This window comes from Secundilactobacillus odoratitofui DSM 19909 = JCM 15043, assembly GCF_001434895.1.
GTDB classification, from domain to species: domain Bacteria; phylum Bacillota; class Bacilli; order Lactobacillales; family Lactobacillaceae; genus Secundilactobacillus; species Secundilactobacillus odoratitofui.
The window spans coordinates 1-21,972 of the sequence record NZ_AZEE01000002.1; the positions used below are offsets into that span (position 1 = coordinate 1).

Sequence of the window (21,972 nt, forward strand, 5' to 3'; positions counted from 1 at the left end):
TGTTTCTGGGTTGACCGTGATCTGGGTTTCCTTATCACCGTCAGTCGTGGCCTTTGGCGTAATGGTAAACGTCCCAGTTCCAGTAGTAATGTTGTAGTTTACATTCTCACCAGCATTTGCATCAAACGAAACAGTTTCATCATATTGACCAGCATTTTCGCCAGGAACACGTGAAACGGTATAGGTTAATTCATCACCATCAGCCAATTTTGATACTGTCACTGTCAATTCAGGATCTGGAGATGTCCCATAAACCTTTCCATTATCTTCAGGTGTGATCTCAGCAGTCGCCTTATCAATTACCAGAGTACCAACACCAAACGTCACACCACTCAAATCGTAGTTAGGGTTTGCGTCTTTGATTGCTTTCAAACCAGTAGCCTTTAACTTAACTTCATAACCATTGGCATTAGCATTCAAATGGCCATTTGTATAAACCGCACCCGTGATGTCAAAATCGCTGTCATCAAGATTCGGAATATTAATATCTTTATTAGTAGAAGAGGTTACGGTAATCTGAGCGTCTTCTACTACCGTACCTTCATCAACTGTGCCGTACGTTTTCTTACCTGCAGTGATCGTAACAGAACCTTGAAGTGCCAATGAAGTAATCGCAATGACACCAGCTACTACTCTAATTGTATAGTTACCATTATCATTTGAAATACTGTCTGCACCCGGCGATACAACTGACGCATATTCGCCCACACTAGACTTAGTTGTCGCATCACTAGCTACCGAGTATTCAATCTTATCGCTGCCCAGGTTACCAGTCATAGTTGCACTTAACTGACCGCTATATGGAGAACCATCGTAAACCTTTGAACCACCATTAGCGGTAATGGTCAATTGAGCTTTGTTGACGATTAATTTGCTGGTGCCAAATGCATCCGCACCAAAGGTATAGTTCGGGTTAGCGTCCTTGATGGCTTTGATGCCTGCATCCGTCAATTTAACCACGTAACCATCTGTATTCACCTTGAGGAAGCCCGCCGTTGAATAGGCAGGGTCTTCGATCGTGTAATCATCACTAGTGAGGGCTGGCGAAACAAGATTTGCATCATTCGTGACAGTCACGGTTGGCGTTCCACCGTACGTAATCTCAGATTTGTTCAAACTGAACGTTGCATCGGAAGCTGCTGGGGTAATCGTGAAGTCTCCCGTACCCGCAGTTAAGTTGTAATTGCCATTATCATTAGTCGAACTTGGGTCAGCAATGTTTACTGTTTGTGTGTACGTATTAACATCTTGACCAGGCTCACGACTTAAAGTGTATTCAATATTGTCGTCTGTTACTCCCCCAGAAACCGTTGCAGTAAGTGCTGGGTCAGAAGTTGCCTTGCCATCATAGACCTTACCGTTGGTAGCTGGAACAATCTTCGCATCAAGCTTGTTAACAACTAATTGCCCCGTAACAAAGTCAGCATCAGTAAAGGTATAGTTCGGGTTTGCCTTCTTTAAAGCCGTAATCGCATCATCAGTTAAACTAATGTCGTAAGTACCAGCTGCTAAATGATCAGTCGAACTGTATTTTGCACCGGTCAACTGGAAGTTATCTGAACTCAAACCGCCTTCAGGCAATACTAAACCAGTACCGGTCAGCGTCACAGTAGCGCCATAATCGGTTGTTGACTTCGTATACGTGCCGTAATTAACATCAGCTGCTGTTACTGTAAACGTACCAGTTGCATCAGCAGGTGTGATGGTCATCGTCCCATTAACCGTTGTGAACGTGTAATTAGGGTTAGGCGTTACTGTAACAACAATGTCTTTGTGTGCACCAACGTCTTCCGAAGTACCGGCTGGATCAAGAGACGTATCACGTGATACTTTGAAATCGGCCTTATCATTACCAACCATACTTTTACTAGTGATCGCCGTCCAATGTATAGCTGGATCTGTATCTGGTGTACCATAGGTCTTGGTTTGGTCGCCCGCTGTTACCGTAACGGCTCTTGGTGCCACCACAAGTGTGCCAGGAATAAATTGATTAGAAATAAAGCTGTAATTACTATTGGCATTTTCCAATGCTTGTACGCCATTGGTGGTTAAATTAACTGTGTAGCCAGATTGGTTGGCATTCAGGTAGTCGCCAGTGTATGCCGTACGAGAGATATCAAAATTGGAATCGTCAAAATCGGTTGGAACAACTAGTTCAGATCCATCTGTCGCTGTTAACGTAACCTGGAAGCCAATATCATTGGTCTTAGTCACATCACCATAAACCTTGTTTGTTGGTGCAGTCACCGTTATGGTTGCTGAAATTTTCTTGCGATTAATCGTCAAAGTACCAGGTTCAATTGTAATGTCATAGTTTTTATTAACGGTCGAGTCATCAGTCAAGACAATCGTCAACGGGTGATCACCAACATTTGCATTGTTATCACTGTTGACAACCTGGTAATCCAAAGTTTGGCCATCTACCGCACCGGTAACATCAGCAGTTAAGCTCGGTGTTGTACCATAATCAACACTTACATCTTTTGCTTTAATTGTTGCGGTTGCCTGTTTAACAACAAACGTAGCGCTCGGTAATACAGACCCACTAAAATCATAGTTTGGATTCAATGCTTGAAAATCTGCGAAGCCGTTCTTTGTCAGAGCGATAGTGTGATTGTCGCCAGCATTCAGCAATGTTTTACCATCATATGCAGCACCATCAATAATGTAGTCCTGAGTAGACAATGCTGGCATTTGCAAACCAGAAACGGTGGAAGTTAACGTTGCCTGGATTGCAGTATCACCGTATGTCATGTCTGTAACACTGATAGTCAGATTTGCGTCCACTTTTTGAGGTGTAATCGTAAATTTACCATTTTCAAAGGTGTAAGTGTAGTTTGCATTCGCATCGGCTGATGGTTTGATGACATAGCCAGTTGTCTCGTTGACGTCTTCACCAGCATCACGAGTAGCTGATGTGGTGATTGTGTCACCATCAACTTTACCTGATACCGTTGCCGTTAACGCAGGATCAGTTGTCCCGTACGACTTGGATTTATCGTCAGCAGCAACAGTAACTGCCTTGGGCGTAACCGTTAAAGTACCAGTTTCAAATACAGTTGAAACATCATAATTAGGGTTTGCAGTTTGCAATGCTGTTTCAAAATCTCCAGTGACTTCGATAGTATAGTCACCGGCTTTTAAATGACCAGACGCAGTGATTGAGCCTACCGGAACCACCACAGCAAAATCAGCAGCAGTGTAATCAGGAATAACAAGCTTGTTGCCATCTTTATCGACAACGTTGAAAGTTAACCCCGTCACATTAGTCAAAGGTGTGGTAATAACCTGTGCACTACCAGTATCAGAGATGACTGGATCGGATCCGTATTCCATGGAAGCATCCGCAACCGTAATTGTTTCAGTGACTGGTGCAGGCGTGATAATAAATTTACCGGCTGTATTATGCAACGTATAGTTAGTGAGATCACGTGACGTTACCATGGCCGTTTGAACATATGAGCCTACATCTTCACCTGTCGCTCTATTCACACTGACGTCAAGAGTGTCACCATCCATCAGTCCGACAATATTATACGTCAACGTCGGATCTGGTTTTGTCCCATACACCTTCGTGTTGCCTGTCGTGATGTAAACATCCTTTGGATTGACAACCAAATGACCACTCACAAAATTATTAGCGGTTAAAATAAAATCGGGATTTTGAGCAATAAACTTATCGATTCCAGATTCCGCTATATTGACCGTATAAGTACCGGCATTTAAGTAACCACTAGTCGTATAGGTTGCCACTGCACCGGTTGAGGCATCCGTAATTGTAAAGTCTGCATTAGTTAACGCATTAGTACCAGTCGGAACTGATAAGTTATCGTCATTGGTTTCAAAAAGGGTACTAATGTTGTACGTATCAGAACTGCTGCCAGCCTGAGTAATTGAGCCATAATCCGTCGTATCTGACTTAATATCAATCCGATCAGAAGACAATTTCCCAGTAATCGTAAACCCATCTTTTAGTGACTGACTGGAAACAGCATAGTTAGGGCTACCAATAATTAAGACATCTATATCGTAAGTGCCAACATCTTCACCAATCTTACGTTCGACGTCGTAACCACCAATATCTGAAAATGTATCGCCTGATGCTAAGCTTCCTGACAAAATTGTGGGAGTCAAAGCTGGATCAGCCTCACCTTTCATTTTTGTTGCAGGATTAGCTGTTAAAACAATCGGGCGTTTTTTAACTGTGATTGTTCCCGTTGCGGATAATGAAGACAAATTGTAGTTACTGTTTGCTTTTTCAAACGCTGAAATAAAGCTAGAACTTAGCTGATACGTGTACGTACCAGCGTCAAGATGGCCATTTGAATATGATGCACTTTTGATGACATAATCATCAGCATTCAAAGTAACCGTCCCATTAGCTATTGAAGAACCATCCACATTCTTTAACGTGGTATTACCAGTAATTGTCATCGAAACGGTATATCCCAAATCGGTGGTACCAGATTGGCTACCATCTGCATTCGTATCATCGCCGTATCCAAGTGTGGCATTTGTTACTGCAAAAGTATCGTTAGCATCGACTGGTGTAATGCTTAAAGCACCAATTGAATCAGTTGTGACGTTAAAGTTAGGATTATCACCTAGTGTAACGATGTAATTATATGTGCCGACATCCTCACCTGGTTTACGCGTAACCGTGTAGTTGATCGTATTGTTATTGAACGATGTACCAATAGTGGTCAATGTTGTCCAGTTTTCGGTGGAATAATCTGTACTCGTCAGTGCAACAACTGGCATAGGATCTGCCGTACCTACCGACTTTGAATTGCTTGGAATTGAAATGGACAAATCTGCCGGAGTAACAGTAATCAGCCCATCCACAATCTGGTCTTTAGTAATCGTCAAATTGGATTTAGCAAAAATAGCTTGTAAGTCCGTAAAGCCTTGATCGGTCAACGCAACGGTATAAGCACCAACGTTTAGGCACCCATTTGTATAAGAAGCGCCCTCAATGACAAAATCAGATTGTGGCAAATCGCCACGCTTAATGTCTGGTACCGCAACACCGTCTGTACCTTTGGTAGCGCTCACAGAAAGGGCATAGTCACCCTTAGCAACTTCGTCCTGTCCGTAAACTAAATTTTCGTTCGTTATCGAGATTGTCCCGTTTGAACTATTAGGTGTGATGGTGAAGGTTCCGGCCTGATTGGAAGTATTGTAGTTGGGGTTTTCAGTGACATTGATACTGATAGTATAAGTACCAATTGTTTCGCCAGCCTTACGAACCAGAGAGTATTTAATCGTATCAGTGCCAATCAATCCAGTGACTTTTGCAGTAAGTGCTGGATCAGCTTGTCCTAAGACTTTTTTGGCATCGTTTGCAACAATTGTGACGTTGGCTTTCTTCACATTAATTGACCCAGCAGTAACCATGTCACTTGTAATGGTTGTATCCGGATTAGCGGTCTGAAGTGCTTTTAGACCATCCGCATTTAAACTAACAACATAGCTTCCTACATTCAAATGATTTGAGCCACTATATGTTGCACCTTCGATAGTAAAATCTGCTGGTGTTAAAGTTGGTACCGTAATGTCACTAGAACTAGGTGTTAAAGTAAAACCGTAGCCACCCGTGCTACCATTAGAGACCGCACCATACGTTATATTGACATCATTAATATTTAAAGTTGAGCTCGAGGTCTTTTTATAAATTGTAAATACGCCAGTGTTAGTTTCAAACGTATAATTATCATTAGTTGGAACCGATGCAGTTTCAGTATACGTTCCAGGCGTTTCACCATTAACACGCTTAACTGTAACACCAAGGCTCGCTTTAGTGTCACCATCAGCCAATCCATTAGCTGAAAAATCTAATGCAGGGTCTGCGGCACCAACTGTTTTACCATTATCAGTAGGTGTAATCACGACGTTCGCGGGTGTAACTACCAAAGTTGAAGTCCCGTAATTATCAGCAGCTAACTTATACTTAGTATTTGCTTGTTGAACTGCAGTCATACCGAAGTCATTAAGTGCAACTGTATAAGTACCGACTTTCAAATGTCCTGAAGCCGTGTAATCTGAACTTGCAATTTCATTACCATTTTCATCTGTGATTGTAAAGTCGCTGGTCGTTAACCCCGAAGGTATAGTAATTGTGCCGTCTTTTGATTTCACAGTAATGCCATAATCAGATGAAGCCTTATACGCGTCATCTCCATATGTGACTGTCGTGGCAGTTGGTGCCACTACATCCGTTGTGACTGGGTTAACAACGTGTAATGTTGCAGTACCTTGAGTATAGGAAATGGTGCTTGCATTGAAATATTCGACAACAAATGTATAATCGCCAGGAGTATTGGTTGAATAGTTGCCAGGATAAGTGGGCGACATGATTGAACCTGTTGATATTGTTTTACCGTTTTCATCCACAGCACTAACAATATAAGATTTCAAATCCGGTAAACTAGCGCCGACCTGAACTGTTTGATCCTGAGTAGTAATGGCAGCCTGAGAGGTCTTATAAACATAGTTAAGAGAAATTTTATCATTAACAAAAGTAGCTTCAGTACTATTCCCAAAAGCATAAGTAATAATCCAGAGAAGATCTGACATACTGGTCAACGAATGACCTGACAGATTAAACCACGAAATATTTGAAATCCAATAACTCAACGGTTGAGTTTGTCCACCAAGCGTAAACGTTGTTTTATCAGTGTCAATTTGATATCCCTTTTCATAAGGTGGCTCAGTGATTAATGCACTGACTTGATCGAATGTCTCAGGAACTGTTGCATTCAAACTGGGTGATAAAGTTTTACCCGTTGAATCTTTAAATGATTGTGAAACTGTAACCTTCCCCACATGATTGGTAACCGCGATTAGGGATCCGTTATTGTCCAAAACAAACGCATGCCCACCATTTTTAACTGCAGTTGCGTTGTATGATTTTAAGTAATCAATCACTTCGTCCGAGTTCATTGACTTCATTTCAGTATAAAGACTTTGTGTAATAGAAACTGGTGCGGAGGCCGAACTCGTCGCACTCTTGAGCGTTGCAACATTGCCAGTGTTAGCCGTAGAATTAACCTCACTAGAAGTAAACCCGGCATCCGAACTGGCCCCACTAGAAATAGTAGCACTCGAAACTTGTGCTGCTGCAGAATTGCTACTATTTGAGTTAGTTGATGAAGTATCACTTAAACTAGCGCTCTGAGTTGAGTTGGCAGTACTTGAAACCGTACTGCTTTCCTTAGTAGATGTTGCGCTAGTTGCTGTCTCGGACGTAGCTGAGGCAGATGCTGGTGATACACTATCAGAACTAGCTGATGACACACTGGTGGCACTGGCATCGCTAGTTGCATCAGCCGAACTAGCCGGCGTAGCACTGGTCGTAGCTGATGCACTGGTGGCTGTGGTATCTGCAGCTTTAATCGTATACGTCCCCGACGCAACGCTCAGCTTTTTCGTACTACTGCTGGACGCAGCGTCAGTTGTTGTCTGGGCGTAGGTAATCGTACCAGAGCTAACCATCCCAGCGCCAAGTGACAGCATGAAGATACCAGCGTACAACCAGTTCTTCCCAGCCTTAAACATCTTATAATGTTCTTTTTTCTCACTAAATGCGTCGAAGCGTTTTTTACCAAAATTCTGATTAGAATTAAAATGTACTTTCATGATTTTACCCCCTCCAAAGTCATCACGGCATAATAAACGACTTGGTATCAAATTTATTGACAATCATCGACTTAATAAAACCATTAACACCATTGATTAATCGTACGAATGATGACAGTCACGTGATTGAAAAAAGTTAATCGATCACTTAACTATTTCGTGTTCAATAAAGCCCCCATGACACCCCCATTCGTGTCTACTATGCCTATTTTTTCTAATTATATCTTCATACTACAACTTTAGGTAAACGTTGTCATTAATCATAAATGCATCACTTAATAGGGTTAATTACATTTAAAATAAATGTTAAATCTTATTAAGACTGACATAAATATTAATGAACGTACTTACTTAATTCAGAAAATAGATAACCACGGTATTCTAACTTGTACGAATAAATAAGATCAACAAAAAAGCCCAAATTTTCCAATCATACGTTTGGGAAATGTTGGGTTAAATTATTTTTGACTAAATCGATATATTTTATAAATTAATTTTAAAAAATATTTTATTTTTTCTATATCTTGTGCCTACACAATACAAGCCTACGACTCCGCCTCATCCCGAAACAGGTCAATCACCTGTAAGAACGCGGTCCCATACTTTGCCATCTTGTTGGCACCAATTCCTTTAACGGTTAACATTTCATCCTCGTCAACGGGCATTACCGAACACATATCACGTAATGTTTTATCTGAAAAAATCACAAATGGTGGTACTTGTTGTTTTTCAGCAAACTCACGGCGCAGGCTACGCAAGGCTTCGAACAACTCACTATTAACGGGTAACGCCTTGGTCGCGCGGATTGCCACCTTACGAAAGACTTGTTGGTTACCGTGCAAGACCTCACCACCTAGTTCAGTTACCCGAAGAACCGGATACTGACCACCGTCCGCAAACAGGTACCCAGCAGCCGTTAAGAAGTCAATTAACTCCGCCACGGATTTTTGAGACGCTTGCTTCATAATGCCATACGTACTGAGTTCATCAAAGTGCAGTTGTTTCACCCGTGCCACGTTCGATCCCGTCAGCACTTGCGCCACCAGGTTCTTACCAAAACGTTGATTCATTCGAATCACACAGGACAGCACTTTTTGAACATCTACGGTAATGTCAATGGCCTCCCGGTCGTCCAAACAGTTACTGCATTGACCGCAGGCTTCGCCATCTTCACCGAAATAATTTAAAATGTACTTTTGTAAACATTCCTGAGTATTCGCGTATTGTGACATTGCCTGCAGCTTATCATACTCGCGTTGTTTATTGGCCTCGTCACGCTCAGACTGATCAATTAAGAAGTGCTGAATTTGAACGTCCGACAACCGAAACAGCAAAATGGCTTCACTCGGCAACCCATCTCGCCCCGCTCGGCCAGCCTCTTGGTAATACGACTCCAAACTGCCAGGCACTTGCGCGTGAATCACAAACCGCACGTTACTTTTATCGATACCCATTCCAAAGGCGTTGGTCGCCACCATCACAGGAGTTCGGTCATACAAGAAGTCTTCCTGATTCTGTCGCCGCTCTTCTTGATTCAACCCACCATGATACATTGTGGCGGAAACGTGCTTACGCTGCAGCAACTTAGTTAACCGCTCAACTTCCTTACGGGTGCTAGCGTACACGATGCCCGACTGATCTGGGTTCTCCTTTAAATAATCCACTAAAAACTTATCATTATCCTGATCCTTCACCACTTTGAAGGCGAGGTTGGGACGAGAAAAGCCTGTTTTAACTTCTTGTTCGATATCCAACCGTGACATGATATCTTGCGCCACTTTGGGGGTCGCCGTCGCGGTCAAGGCCACGATGGTTGGCTGACTTGGCAGCTGTTCAATCGCATTCGTCAAATTCAGATAACTGGGCCGAAAGTCGTGACCCCATTGCGAAATACAGTGGGCTTCATCAATCGCAACTAACGAAATAGGCAGCTGCTCAAGTCGCGCCAAGTAGTCCGAATCTAATCGTTCTGGTGAAACGTACAGTAATTTGACTGCTTTGGCCGCTGCTTGGTTAAACCGATCATTGATTGCCTGGTAATCCAACGAGCTATTAATGAACGTGGCCGGAATGCCGTTTTCGTTGAGGGCATCCACTTGGTCTTTCATCAGTGAAATCAAGGGTGACACCACCAGTGTGATACCGTCTTGAAGTAGCGCTGGAATCTGATAGCAAAGTGATTTGCCACCACCAGTCGGCATGATTGCTAGGACGCCCTTTTGCTGCATAATATCGTCAATAACCTCGGCTTGACCGGTTCGAAATGAATCGTAGCCGAACTGTGTTTTTAGAATTTCAAGTGGCGTCATGGTTAAGTTCCTTCCCGATTTGTTAATACTCAATTCTAACACATTCCACTTCTGCTGTTAGCTACGGGAAATCGTTGTGGTTTTGGTTAAATACCACTTTTAGAACACTGTAATAGATTGCATATCTGTCGAATTTTACTTGTCCTGCGCCTCCGGCTCCCGGTTCTGGGCGTTTCTTGCTGTGGGGCCGGTCCGAGCCCAAGAGCTGTCTCGGACCTCGAATTTGAACCGTGCCAAAGTTCGTGCACGTTTCAAATTCGTCCCCGACTGGTTCCCAGTCGTTTCACTGCAGGAAACGCCCAGAACCGTCCGCACTACGGCTGACATTGTAGATATCCATAAGTAAAGTTAGATTTGGGTTAACCTCTACATTCTGCTACTGGTTAACAATTTAAATATTTCAAATCAACACACGACCTATTATTAAATAGGTGCAATTTGCAAGTAATAGTTAATTTTCCACTTAAAATTGAGGATGACGAACAACGAAAATTTAGCTATTAACTCTGAATCAACTTTAATGCGCCTATTTAATAATAGGTCGTCTATGCCAAGTAGACTTCAGCTTATTGACGTTTTGCATACGACGTCAGCTGGAGAGCAAACAGTGGTATTTTTTGGTGGTGGCAGTGACTAGTCCTCAGTTTGCGCGAAGCGCTTACTGAGACTGGACGAGTTTAAGACTCGTTGGGGTTTACGAGGCTTAAACTCGAGGTGGAAGACGCGTCAGCGGCTGCAACCGGTCCCACAGCCACCACCAAAAAATACCGCTGTTTGCCGGAAGCGTAATCAATAGAAAAACACCAAAATAAAAAGAGCTGCCAAAGCAACTCTCAAAAAATTTAAGCATTCTTAGAAGTAATGTACCCCTGAGCCTTAAGTAATTCGGCACATTCAACGGCACCACCGGCAGCACCACGGGCAGTATTGTGAGACAGACCAACAAACTTCCAGTCGAAAATCTTGTCTTCACGTAACCGACCAATGGAAACGCCCATGCCGTTCTCGAAGTTAACGTCTAAGCGAACTTGTGGCCGATCATCTTCGGTCATGTACTGAATGAACTGCTTAGGTGCACTTGGTAGGCCTAACCGTTGGGGTTCGCCTTCGTAACTTTCCAACGCGTCAATCAACTCTTGCTTGGTTGGGTTTTTAGCGAAGTTAACGAACGTAGCAGCAGTGTGGCCATACAAAACGGGAACTCGCAAACACTGTGACGTAATGACAGTACCTTCATCCGGCACGATGCTCTTCGTATCAGCATCAACGTGGCCCCAGATTTTCAATGGTTCGCGTTCTGACTTTTCTTCTTCACCGGCAATGTATGGAATCACGTTACCTTCCATTTCAGGCCAGTCCTTAAACGTCTTACCCGCACCAGAAATGGCTTGGTAAGTCGTCGCAATCACTTGCGTTGGTTCGAATTGACGCCATGCAGACAACGCTGGCGTGTAACTTTGAATCGAACAGTTTGGCTTAACTGCAATGAAGCCACGCTTAGTGCCTAAACGTTCACGCTGATATTTGATGACATCGGTGTGTTCTGGGTTGATTTCAGGAATCACCATTGGTACGTCTGGGGTCCAACGGTGCGCACTGTTGTTAGAAACCACTGGCGTTTCAGTCTTAGCATAGGCTTCTTCCAAAGCACGCGTATCAGCTTTGTCCAAACTGATGGCACTAAATACAAAGTCAACTTGGCTGGCAATCTTATCAACTTGCGCAGCGTCTTGCACAACCATGTCTGAAACGACATCGGGCACAGTGCCTTCCAACTTCCAGCGACCATCAACCGCCTGAGCGTAGGTCTTGCCAGCACTGTGTGCGCTCGCTGCAACAGCCACAATCTCGAACCAGGGGTGATCTGCGAGAATCTTAATAAACCGTTGACCGACCATCCCCGTGGCACCAATAATACCGACTTTTAACTTATCACTCATAACGAATCCCTCAACTTCCACACACATATTTCAAATCTAATTTTAATAATGCTAATTAAACTGTATTTGACACAATCAGTCAAGCCCTAGGCCTTAATCGAGTCGACAAACGCTGCCATTCGTTTCATGGCTTCAGCCAAAACAGCATCTGAAGCCGCATAGGAGAAGCGAATGTAGCCCTCACCACCAGCACCAAAAGCACTGCCTGGCACGCCGCCGACTTTGCCCTTTTCAGCTAAGTCTTCTGCAAAACGAACGTCATCTTGACCATAAGCAGCTGGGATTTTGACGAAGGCGTAAAAGGCGCCACTTGGCGTTGCCATATCCAGGCCCATCTTGGCGAAGGCCGCTTGTACGAAATCACGGCGCTTCTGATAAGCCTCTCGCATCACGATTGGATCATCTAACCCATTATTCAGCGCTTCAGCGGCCGCTGCTTGAGCTGGATTCGATGGTGAGGTGACCATGAAGGCGTGCATCTTAGTTGCATTGGCAATGAATTCGGTTGGACCAGCAATGTAGCCCATCCGATAACCAGTCATGGCGTGCGACTTCGACAAGCCGTTGATCAAGATCGTCCGTTCTGGAATCACCTTCGCGATTGAGAAATGGTCAACGCCAAAGGTCAACTCGCTATAAATTTCATCAGCAATCACGTATAAATGATGGTCAGCAATTACCTTAGCCAAGCCTTCTAGCGTCGATTGGGGGTATTCAACCCCAGTTGGATTACCAGGATAGTTTAACAAGACGGCCTTCACTGAATCACCCGCTTCGGCCAAAACCTGTTCCAGATGTTCCGGTGTTAACACGAAACCATCAGCAGAAGTATCCACCTGAATCGTTTCAGCGCCAGCAATCGTGACTAATGGAAAATACAGTGGAAAGGCTGGTGTTGGAATCACAACCTTATCACCTGGGTTCAAAATGGTTAGCAAGGTGGCGCAAACTGCTTCAGTCGCCCCAACGGTCGCAATAATCTCAGTTTCTGGATCGTAGTCGAGGTTCTGACTCGTTTTCAAGTAGTGGTGAATCCCCTGACGAAGGTAAGGCGTCCCCTTTTGTGGCGAATAATGGGAATCATTTTCCGTAATACTCTTAATCGCCGCCTGCTTTACGTGCTCTGGCACGTTCATATCAGGTTCACCCAAGGTCAATTTAATAATCCCAGGAACCTTCGAAAACTTCTGATCCACTGCCCGAATACCGGACGGCCCCACTTGATTGAGGCGTTGGTTCACTTGTTGCGATAACTCACTCGCCAATTTTGGCATGATAGTCACTCCGATTTCACATAAATTAAGAATTCAATAATAAGATTATAAAACAATTAAAGAACATTTTCGAGCCCAACGACTAATTCGTGCAGAGACTCAACGTGATCCATCGCGACTTTGACACCGGTCATAAACGATTGGCGATCAAATGAATCCTGGCGAATCGTTAAGGCTTCACCCGGACCACCAAAGAGGACTTGTTCGTGAGCGACGTAACCCGGTAACCGAACGGCATGAATGTGAATGCCGTGATAATCGCCACCGCGAACGCCCGCTAAGCTTTCGGTTTCATCAGGATTACCCTGCTCGTGTTCAGGACGAACTTCATCAATTAACTTGGCCGTGCTCAATGCCGTGCCAGAAGGGGCATCCGCCTTGTTATCATGGTGCATCTCGATAATTTCAACATCCGGGAAGTATTTGGCAGCCTCCTGCGCAAACTTCATCAATAACACGGCTGACATCCCAAAGTTAGGTGCGATCAGCCCGCCCAGTTGTTTAGCACTGGCCAACTGTTGTAATTCAGCAACTTGGGCATCCGTTAAGCCCGTAGTGCCGATTACTGGGTGAATACCGTGTTCGATTGCGAACTTGGTGTTGGCGTACACTGCGCTTGGCAAGGTGAAGTCGATCCAAATATCAGCATCCGTTTCAATTTGGTCTAAATCATCGAATACTTTAACGGTGGCTGGTAAGTTATAATCAGCTGGATTCAGTGACGTCAACCCACCCGCAAAACCAGCAACCAATTCATACCCCTCAGTTTCTTCGACTAAGTGCACCGCTTTTTGTCCCATAGCACCGGTAAATCCGGCTACAATTACCTTTGTCATCTCTAATTAGCTCCTAACTCAACTGGCACATCGTGTAACAACGCATCTGCCTCTAAATCTAAGGCAACGGCCAATTGTTGTTTTTCGGCGTCATTTAACGACAGAATTGGTAACCGGCAGCCACCAACAGAGAAACCTTGGGCATTTAAGACTGCCTTGACTGGTGATGGTGATGGGAACATGAACAAAGCAGCCATCTTTGGCGTTAATTGACGCTTCAGTTGACCAGCGGTTGCTAAATCGCCAGCGTACAGTGCGTCATACATTGCCCGCATCTGGGGACCATAAATGTGAGCAGCTACGGAAATCACACCAGCACCACCAACCACGCGCGCTGATAAAGCCTGAGCGTCTTCACCACTGTAAACGCTGAAGCCTTCAGCGCTGTGTTCTACCAAGTACTCAATGTCTTCGATTGAGGTACATTGCTTGACCCCTGCAATCATGGGGTGTTGTGATAATTCAACCACAGTGTCATTTGCCATCGTCACGCCCGTTCGACCAGGAATGTTATAAATGATGATTGGCTTTTCAGCGGCATCAGCAACGGCTGTAAAGTGGGCAATCATGCCTCGTTGGTTAGGCTTGTTGTAGTAAGGGACCACCACGAGTTCATAATCAACACCGGCAATTTGGCTAACCTCACGCGTAAAATCAATGGTTTCCTGGGTATTATTACTCCCGGTCCCAGCAATCACTGGTACACGACCGTTAATGATTTGAGCAAATCGCGTATACAGTTCAATCTTTTCATCGTGACTGAGCGTTGGTGTTTCACCAGTTGTACCACCAATCACAAATCCTTTGTTGCCAACGGCCAGCAAGTGCTCCGTCAACCGTTCGAGTGCTGGATAGTCAATATGATTCTGTTCGTCAAATGGTGTAATAATTGCGGTCATGAGATCAACATTGTTTAAAGTTGTCATTTTAAAGTCCCCTTTTCATTAACACGTGCTTACGGTTATGCGGTCATCCGGTCGTTCAAAAAGGCCGTGATTGCGTTGATGCCTTTACTAATTGCTGATTCATCTGGATTTAGCGTTGCTGAGTGAAGTTGTGAATCATCTTCAACGCCCAGCCAAAACATGGTGCCCGGAATCTTAGATAGTAGGTAGCCAAAGTCCTCACCAGTCATTGCCGGCTTCGTTTCGACAAAGGTCACCTCAGGATTATTTTTCATAAAGTTAATGAAACGTTTCGTCAACTCTGGGGCATTTTCAACCGGAAGATAGCCACCCTGGTTCAAGCTGACTGTCACTTCGGCGTTAAAACTCTTAGCGATGCCTTCACCAACTTCGCGCAAGCGCTGATCAATTTTTTCAATCATCACCTGAGTTAAGCCGCGAATCGTCCCTTCGATGTGAGCGTGACCCGCAATCACGTTACGAATCGTGCCGGCCTCTAGCTTACCCAAGGTAATGACACCACCCTCGATGGGATCAATACTACGCGAGATGATGGTTTGAACTTGGCCAATCAACTGAGCGGCTGCCACCACCATATCGTTGGCATCTTGTGGGTACGCGGCGTGACCACCTTTACCTTCAAGGTCAATATTGACTTCGGTTGTACCGGCAAACAGTGTCCCGAGTCGAGCACCAATTGCACCAGCTGGTAAATCGGGGTTATCGTGTAACCCGTAAAATTCATTCGGTCGCCATTCGCCCTCAAATACGTTAAGCTCGTAAGCTAATTTACCACCGTTCTCGCTTTCCTCAGCTGGCTGGAAGAAGAAGATCAGGTTATCAACGGGCTGATGTTCTGAGAAATAACTCAACACACCTAACGCAACGGTCATGTGAATATCATGTCCACAAGCGTGCATCACACCTGGATTCTTGGAAGCAAACGGCAAACCCGTTTTTTCGCTGACAGGAAGCGCATCAATATCGGTCCGATAACCAAGCGTTCGTTTCGGGTTGCTGCCTGTGACACGTACCAACAGCGCCGTTGGTAAGTCTTTAATGTGTTTGACTTGCAGATTGGTTTGATCAAAACTGGCAATCACTTTTTCCAGGTAGGCCGAAGTACGAACTTCCTTCAAGGCCAACTCTGGCATTGCGTGTAAATCACGACGAATCTGAATCAAGGCTTCTTCTGTCAGTACTGTCATTGTCATCACAACTTTCTTAAATCATCTTCGAGACCGGTCTTTGATTCGGTCTTTTCGTCAACGTTTTTAATGAATCGGGCTGGCACACCGGCAACCATCGTGTGGGGTGCGACATCTTGTGTAACCACCGCACCGGCTGCAACAACGGCACCTTCGCCAACGTGAACGCCTTCAATCACCACAGCATTTGCACCAATCATGACGTTATCATCAACACGAACGGGTTCAGCAGAAGCTGGTTCAACTACCCCGGCTAAAACGGTCCCGGCGCCGATGTGAGTGTGCTTACCAACAATCGCACGGCCGCCAAGTACAGCGCCCATATCAATCATGGTATCAGCGCCAATTTCAGCACCAATGTTAATGGTTGCGCCCATCATAATCACGGCGTTATCGCCAATTAAAACTTGATCCCGAATGATTGCGCCTGGTTCGATTCTGGCATTGACCCCTTTCAAGTCCATTAAAGGGACCGCCGTGTTGCGCGTTTGATTTTCAACTTCTGTGTCGGTAATCACCGCTTTGTGCGCTTCAAGGAAAGGTCCAATCTCTGCCCAGTCTCCAAACAAGACCCCGGTCTTCGTTTCAACAAAGGCTTTGATACTTGCAGGTACTTCTAAGTTAGCCAAATCACCTTTGATGTATACCTTAACGGGTGTCTTCTTGGGTGCGTTGGCGATGTAATCAATAATTGCTTGTGCGTCTAATTCTGCCATGAATTTATCCTCATCTCTCTGATATGAATTATAATAGGAAGTTTTTTAGTTATTTTTCGTATATGATCGATCTAACCGGGTCAAATCGGCGTAGGTTTCACGCTCAACAACCAGTGCTGATTCGCCGTTTTCCACGAAGACCACTGCTGGTCGTGGATTACGATTATAGTTGGAAGCCATCGAGTAACCATAGGCACCCGTATCGAGGATGGCAAGTAAGTCGCCCGGTTTAGTTTCCGGTAGCGCCTGTTCGTTGATCAGGATATCACCAGATTCACAATACTTGCCGGCAATGTGAACCGTTTCAGTCGTTTTGGCGGTTGGGTTGTTTGCGAGCACTGCTTCGTACTCCGCTTGGTAAAGGGCTGGGCGGATATTATCCCCCATCCCACCGTCTACGGTTAAATAGGAAGTTAACCCAGGCACATCCTTACGTGACCCAATCGTGTAGAGGCTGTAACCTGCAGGACCAGCAATGGAGCGACCAGGTTCGATCCAAACGGCCGGCATATTTAAGTGATGTTCACCGGCGCTTTGCTTGATGGTCTTTACAATGGCATCAACGAACGCTTCTGGCGCGAGTGGGTGGTCATCTTGCGTGTATTGAATCCCGAAGCCACCACCAACGTTAATAACTTCTGGCTGGTAGTTAAACTGTTCGTGCCAATCGGCTGCAATTTCAACCAGTTTTTCGGCCGCCATTTGGAAGCCGTTCAGTTCAAAGATTTGTGATCCAATATGAGCGTGAATGCCCAACATGTTCATTCGGTCATTAGCAAGCACGATTTGAAGCGCCTTAGCGGCTTGACCTGAGTTAAGGTCAAAGCCAAACTTGCTGTCTTCTTGACCGGTCGAAATGTATTCGTGGGTGTGCGCCGAAATACCTGGTGTGATCCGCATCATAACTGAAATACTGGCGTCATGCTCACGTAAGACCTGGTCCAGTAAATCAATTTCGTGGAAGTTATCCAAGACGATCACCCCGACATGATGTTCAACGGCCATCTCAAGTTCAGCCAACGACTTGTTATTACCGTGGAAGCTGACCCTTGCCATTGGGAAGTTGGCTTGAATTGCAGTGTAAAGTTCACCGCCGGAAACAACATCAATGTGGGCTTCTTCTTGGTCAATCACCTGGTACATGGCAATTGTTGCGAAAGCCTTGCTGGCATAACTCACTGCGTAGTTCACATCGTTATCTTCAAACACGGATTTGAAGCGCCGAATCTGATCACGAATTTTTGACACATCGTACACTGCCAAAGGGGTTTGGTACTTAGCAGCTAACTCAGTTGCATCTACCCCACCAATCGTTAAATGTCCTGCTTCGTTGATCTGTTGGTCCGTCAATTGTTCGCTCATGTTATGCCCTCCGGTGATTGTGGTTATACGAAAAGGGATCCTTTTGTTCACGCTAAACAAAAGGATCCCCAAATTTAATCACATAAATTAATGGTCTCATTTTCGATAGCGCCCCGCGAGCTATTGCCCGCGACAGTTCGTGGCCTCTTAAACCACGTCCCAGCTAACTAAGTTCTGTAAAGCCTAGCGCTTCGGCAACCGCCCCTTTTAGTCTGCTTCATCGTCATTACAGTGACTTCACAGACTGACTCTTGTTGGTTGCGACCTCTTCGATTTATTCAAAGTCTATAATTGTTTTCACAGATAGTCAAGTGATTTTTCATAATTTACTTAGATTAAGTGCTCGAAGGATTTGAAATGATTGCGGTTGAATGATTACCATGTGCGCCTTTCGGCCCACTGCCACTCCGACTATCAGCTTGGCGCCGCTACTGTGGGACCAGCTTCAGCCACGCATAACCCGCGTGGCTTACGCTTCGCTTCTGAGCCTCAAAACCCGAGTCTCAGAAACGTCCAGAGGTTGTAAGCGCTAGAAGCGCCAACAACCACTTGTCACTGCAACCGCGCCAAGCTGATAGTCTCCGTTCTCGTTGCGGAGTAGGTAAATTAAACGATAACTTTGAACAGAATCTTAAACGGATTCTTTCAAGACCATCATCACTGTTAAAGTGACATAGAGTACTTCTACGTGGCAACGTTTTTTATTGCGTAAATCATCAGGTACTTTTTAATACTAGACGTGTTTACTGAGTTCAATTTCATTGTGTTCTCGGAAAACTCGTTGAGTCGTTTAATTAAATTGGGCAAAAACTAACAATCGAAGTGGCGTGCGTACTTAACTTTAGGACCATGTCATAATCGTTTCTTGAATGCGTTCATCAATTCTTCCAAATTAGCCGCAGAGTCACTCGCTTTTTTCGGTGGCAGTGACAAGAACTTGTTGGCGCTTCAGCGGTTACAAGTTCTGGACGTATTTGAGACTCGGTGCTTTACCGTGGCTCAAATATGAGGCGTAAGACGCATCGCGGCTGAAGCCGGTCCCACAGCTACCGAAAAAAGCGAGTGACCGGAGGCGCCATCGTGCACAAACTCATATCGATGCAAAAGCTAAAAAAACTTTATATCTACTAAGTGCTCACTCAAACTGTGGGTATTTTCACATTTCAACGGTTGCGAAACCAAAATAAACTGTTAGAATTCAATGTAATTATTAACCGTTCGTGAAAATTGCGACGGACAGGGAGTGTTGAATGTGAAAGTCGTTAAGTTTGGGGGCAGCTCGTTAGCAGACGGCGCCCAGTTTGAAAAGGTGATTGGCATTATGACCGCCGATCCACAGCGTCAGGTAATGATTACCAGTGCGCCAGGAAAACGGCATGATGGTGATATTAAAGTCACCGATTTATTAATTAAATATGCAGAATTAACGATTAAACATGCAGATACTGGTGAGATCTTCGACCAGATTTTCGCGCGTTATCAAGCGATTGGTGACTACTTCAACTTAGGTGAAGATGCTTTAGCGCCAATTTGGATGGCGTTAAGTCAACTGCCAACGACAACTTATCCGGATGACGAGTACCTCATGGCCGCCTTTAAAGCCCACGGTGAACGCCTCAACGCCAGGCTCATGGCAACTGTGATGACACATCTGGGTATCAAGGCGCGCTTCGTTGATCCAAGTGAAGCTGGTATTGTGGTCAGCGATGACCCTAACAACGCCACTGTCTTACCGGAAACTTATGACCGCCTGGCTCAGTTGCAATACACCGATGAATTGTTAGTCTTTCCGGGCTTCTTCGGCTTCACAGAAACAGGTCAAATTGCCACCTTCTCACGTGGCGGTTCCGATATTACCGGTGCCATCGTTGCACGCGGACTGAACGCCGATTTGTACGAAAACTTTACCGATGTTGACGCCATTTACGCCGCTAATCCCAAAATTGTTGATCAACCAATGGCAATTGAGCGCATGACTTACCGGGAAATGCGAGAACTGTCATACGCCGGTTTCTCAGTTTTTCACGATGAAGCCATTATTCCGGCCATTCAAGGCCAAATTCCAATTAACGTCAAAAACACCAACCGGCCGGAACTACCTGGCACGTTGATCGTACCTGAGACTAACTTCCGTCCGGCTCAAACGATCACTGGGGTTGCCAGTTCCAACCGGTTTGCTGCACTGTACATTCACCGATATTTGCTCAACAAGGAAGTTGGGTTCACGCTGAAATTGCTCCAAGTCTTTAAAAAGTACAATGTGTCTTATGAACACATGCCATCTGGGATTGATGACTTAACGGTGATTTTTGACAAAACGCAATTTGACGATGAGACAGTTCACGCAATGTGTCACGACGTGCAGGAGGCTTTGCATCCTGACACGATTGAATGGATTGATGATTACGCCATTATCATGGTGGTCGGTGAAGGCATGCGCAACAAAATTGGTGTGATTGAACACATTGTTGAACCACTTGTTGCTCACGACATTGGCGTTCACATGATCAACCAAGGTGCTTCTAGAATCTCAATCATGCTTGGCACTCGCCGGGCTGATGCGGACGAAGCCGTTAAGAGTATTTACGATGCCTTTTTTAACCACCAACCAACTTTACAAAAGAATTAAGTTAATTTAGCAGACAAATTAGAGTAAGCCTGATAGAATGGGCTCATTATCAGCAACGAATGATTAGATTGGAGCGCTTAATATGGTGCAATTACGCAAGGTACACGGGTCTGAGAACCACTTTTTCTTATTAGATCAGACAACGCTTGAACAACCACTTACGGATTCTGAGCTAGTGGCGTTAGCACAACAAATCACGAATCCGGCAACTGGTATTTTAGATGGCGCAGACGGTGTGTTGGTCGTAGACAAATCCGACCACGACAACGTACTGGGTCAAATGCGGGTCATCAACGCAGATGGCAGCGAAGCCTCAATGTGTGGAAACGGCCTCCGAACCGTTTCACGGTACTTGGCCGAAAAATATCACATGAACCAGTTCAAAGTGGAAACCATGACCGCTGATCTTCAGGTAAGCCGCCAAAGTGACTTGGCGCCTGAAGTTCCCGCATTCAGCGTAGAAATCTCACCGGTTCGTTTCAACCCAGAGGCCTTTCCATTCGAAAACCTCGGTGATCAACCTTTGATTGACCAGCCAGTGCCAGCCTTCGTCGCCGGTCTGAACTTCACAGCGATTGCTGTACCTAATCCACACTTGATTAGTTTTGTTGATGAAGACGTGATGAACGGTAACGAACTTGGTGAATTAGGGGCCCGCTTAAACGGCCATAATAATTACTTCCCAGATGGTGTGAACGTCAGTTTTGCTCAGATTCTGGGCAAGAACCAATTGTTCGTTCGAACCTACGAACGTGGTGTTGGCTTCACAAACGCTTGCGGCACCGGAATGTCAGCGACGAGCTTGGCATTTGCTATGACTCACGCCAACCTCGGTGAATTCGATCACACGATTACCGTCTATAATCCAGGTGGCATGGTTAAAACTAAGGTTCATCAAACTGAGGAACGCTACTGGATCGACCTGATTGGTAACGCCACAGAAACCCACCACATTGAAGTTGCGGAAAGTGCACTACACGCAGCAAACGTCACTGATGACAACACTGAAATTTCAGAAACTAACGAAGAAACTGCCTATCTCCAATTTGTGGACCAGTTACCAAAAGTGTCTGCAATTGCGGTTAAGAAGTAATTGAATGAATATTCAATAATAACAAAAAATGACGCCTTTCAAAAACTTCGTTGAAAGGCGTC

General features: G+C 45.0%; 11 protein-coding genes and 1 riboswitch. Of the genes, 2 read left to right on the plus strand and 9 right to left on the minus strand.

The window, feature by feature from the left end; genetic code table 11:
- From FD04_RS00565 to lysA, 9 genes are all read right to left on the minus strand, one after another.
- A partial coding sequence (locus FD04_RS00565) for an MBG domain-containing protein (RefSeq protein WP_156660368.1) occupies nucleotides 1–7,638 on the minus strand: 7,638 nt, incomplete at its 3' end.
- A 545-nt stretch (nucleotides 7,639–8,183) separates the two neighbouring features.
- Nucleotides 8,184–9,947, minus strand: coding sequence for a DNA helicase RecQ (gene recQ, locus FD04_RS00570; protein ID WP_056946285.1), 1,764 nt, complete (start codon nucleotides 9,945–9,947; stop codon nucleotides 8,184–8,186).
- Nucleotides 9,948–10,789: 842 nt separating this feature from the next.
- A complete protein-coding gene (gene asd / locus FD04_RS00575) occupies nucleotides 10,790–11,887 on the minus strand; it encodes an aspartate-semialdehyde dehydrogenase (RefSeq protein WP_056946287.1) in 1,098 nt (365 codons plus the stop codon).
- Between the two features lie 86 nt (nucleotides 11,888–11,973).
- The gene (locus FD04_RS00580; protein WP_054702614.1) at nucleotides 11,974–13,161 is read right to left on the minus strand and encodes an aminotransferase class I/II-fold pyridoxal phosphate-dependent enzyme; all 1,188 of its coding nucleotides are present in this window, start codon (nucleotides 13,159–13,161) and stop codon (nucleotides 11,974–11,976) included.
- 56 nt (nucleotides 13,162–13,217) lie between these two features.
- A complete protein-coding gene (dapB, locus tag FD04_RS00585; protein ID WP_056946289.1) occupies nucleotides 13,218–13,997 on the minus strand; it encodes a 4-hydroxy-tetrahydrodipicolinate reductase in 780 nt (259 codons plus the stop codon).
- Nucleotides 13,998–13,999: 2 nt separating this feature from the next.
- A complete protein-coding gene (gene dapA / locus FD04_RS00590; protein ID WP_054702611.1) occupies nucleotides 14,000–14,923 on the minus strand; it encodes a 4-hydroxy-tetrahydrodipicolinate synthase in 924 nt (307 codons plus the stop codon).
- Nucleotides 14,924–14,958: 35 nt separating this feature from the next.
- A complete protein-coding gene (locus tag FD04_RS00595; protein ID WP_054702628.1) occupies nucleotides 14,959–16,110 on the minus strand; it encodes an N-acetyldiaminopimelate deacetylase in 1,152 nt (383 codons plus the stop codon).
- Nucleotides 16,111–16,115: 5 nt separating this feature from the next.
- On the minus strand, nucleotides 16,116–16,826 hold the full coding sequence (gene dapD, locus FD04_RS00600) for a 2,3,4,5-tetrahydropyridine-2,6-dicarboxylate N-acetyltransferase (protein WP_054702608.1): 711 nt from the start codon (nucleotides 16,824–16,826) through the stop codon (nucleotides 16,116–16,118).
- Nucleotides 16,827–16,871: 45 nt separating this feature from the next.
- The gene (lysA, locus tag FD04_RS00605; RefSeq protein WP_054702605.1) at nucleotides 16,872–18,188 is read right to left on the minus strand and encodes a diaminopimelate decarboxylase; all 1,317 of its coding nucleotides are present in this window, start codon (nucleotides 18,186–18,188) and stop codon (nucleotides 16,872–16,874) included.
- A gap of 98 nt (nucleotides 18,189–18,286) precedes the next feature.
- Nucleotides 18,287–18,466, minus strand: a riboswitch (Lysine riboswitch).
- 974 nt (nucleotides 18,467–19,440) lie between these two features.
- Between lysA and FD04_RS00610 the strand changes: the two genes are divergently transcribed.
- Together FD04_RS00610 and dapF are read left to right on the plus strand one after the other, a co-directional pair.
- Entirely contained in the window at nucleotides 19,441–20,817 is a 1,377-nt protein-coding gene (locus FD04_RS00610) for an aspartate kinase (RefSeq protein ID WP_056946290.1), read from the plus strand.
- A gap of 82 nt (nucleotides 20,818–20,899) precedes the next feature.
- The gene (dapF, locus tag FD04_RS00615; RefSeq protein ID WP_056946293.1) at nucleotides 20,900–21,910 is read left to right on the plus strand and encodes a diaminopimelate epimerase; all 1,011 of its coding nucleotides are present in this window, start codon (nucleotides 20,900–20,902) and stop codon (nucleotides 21,908–21,910) included.
- Nucleotides 21,911–21,972 lie beyond the last annotated feature (62 nt).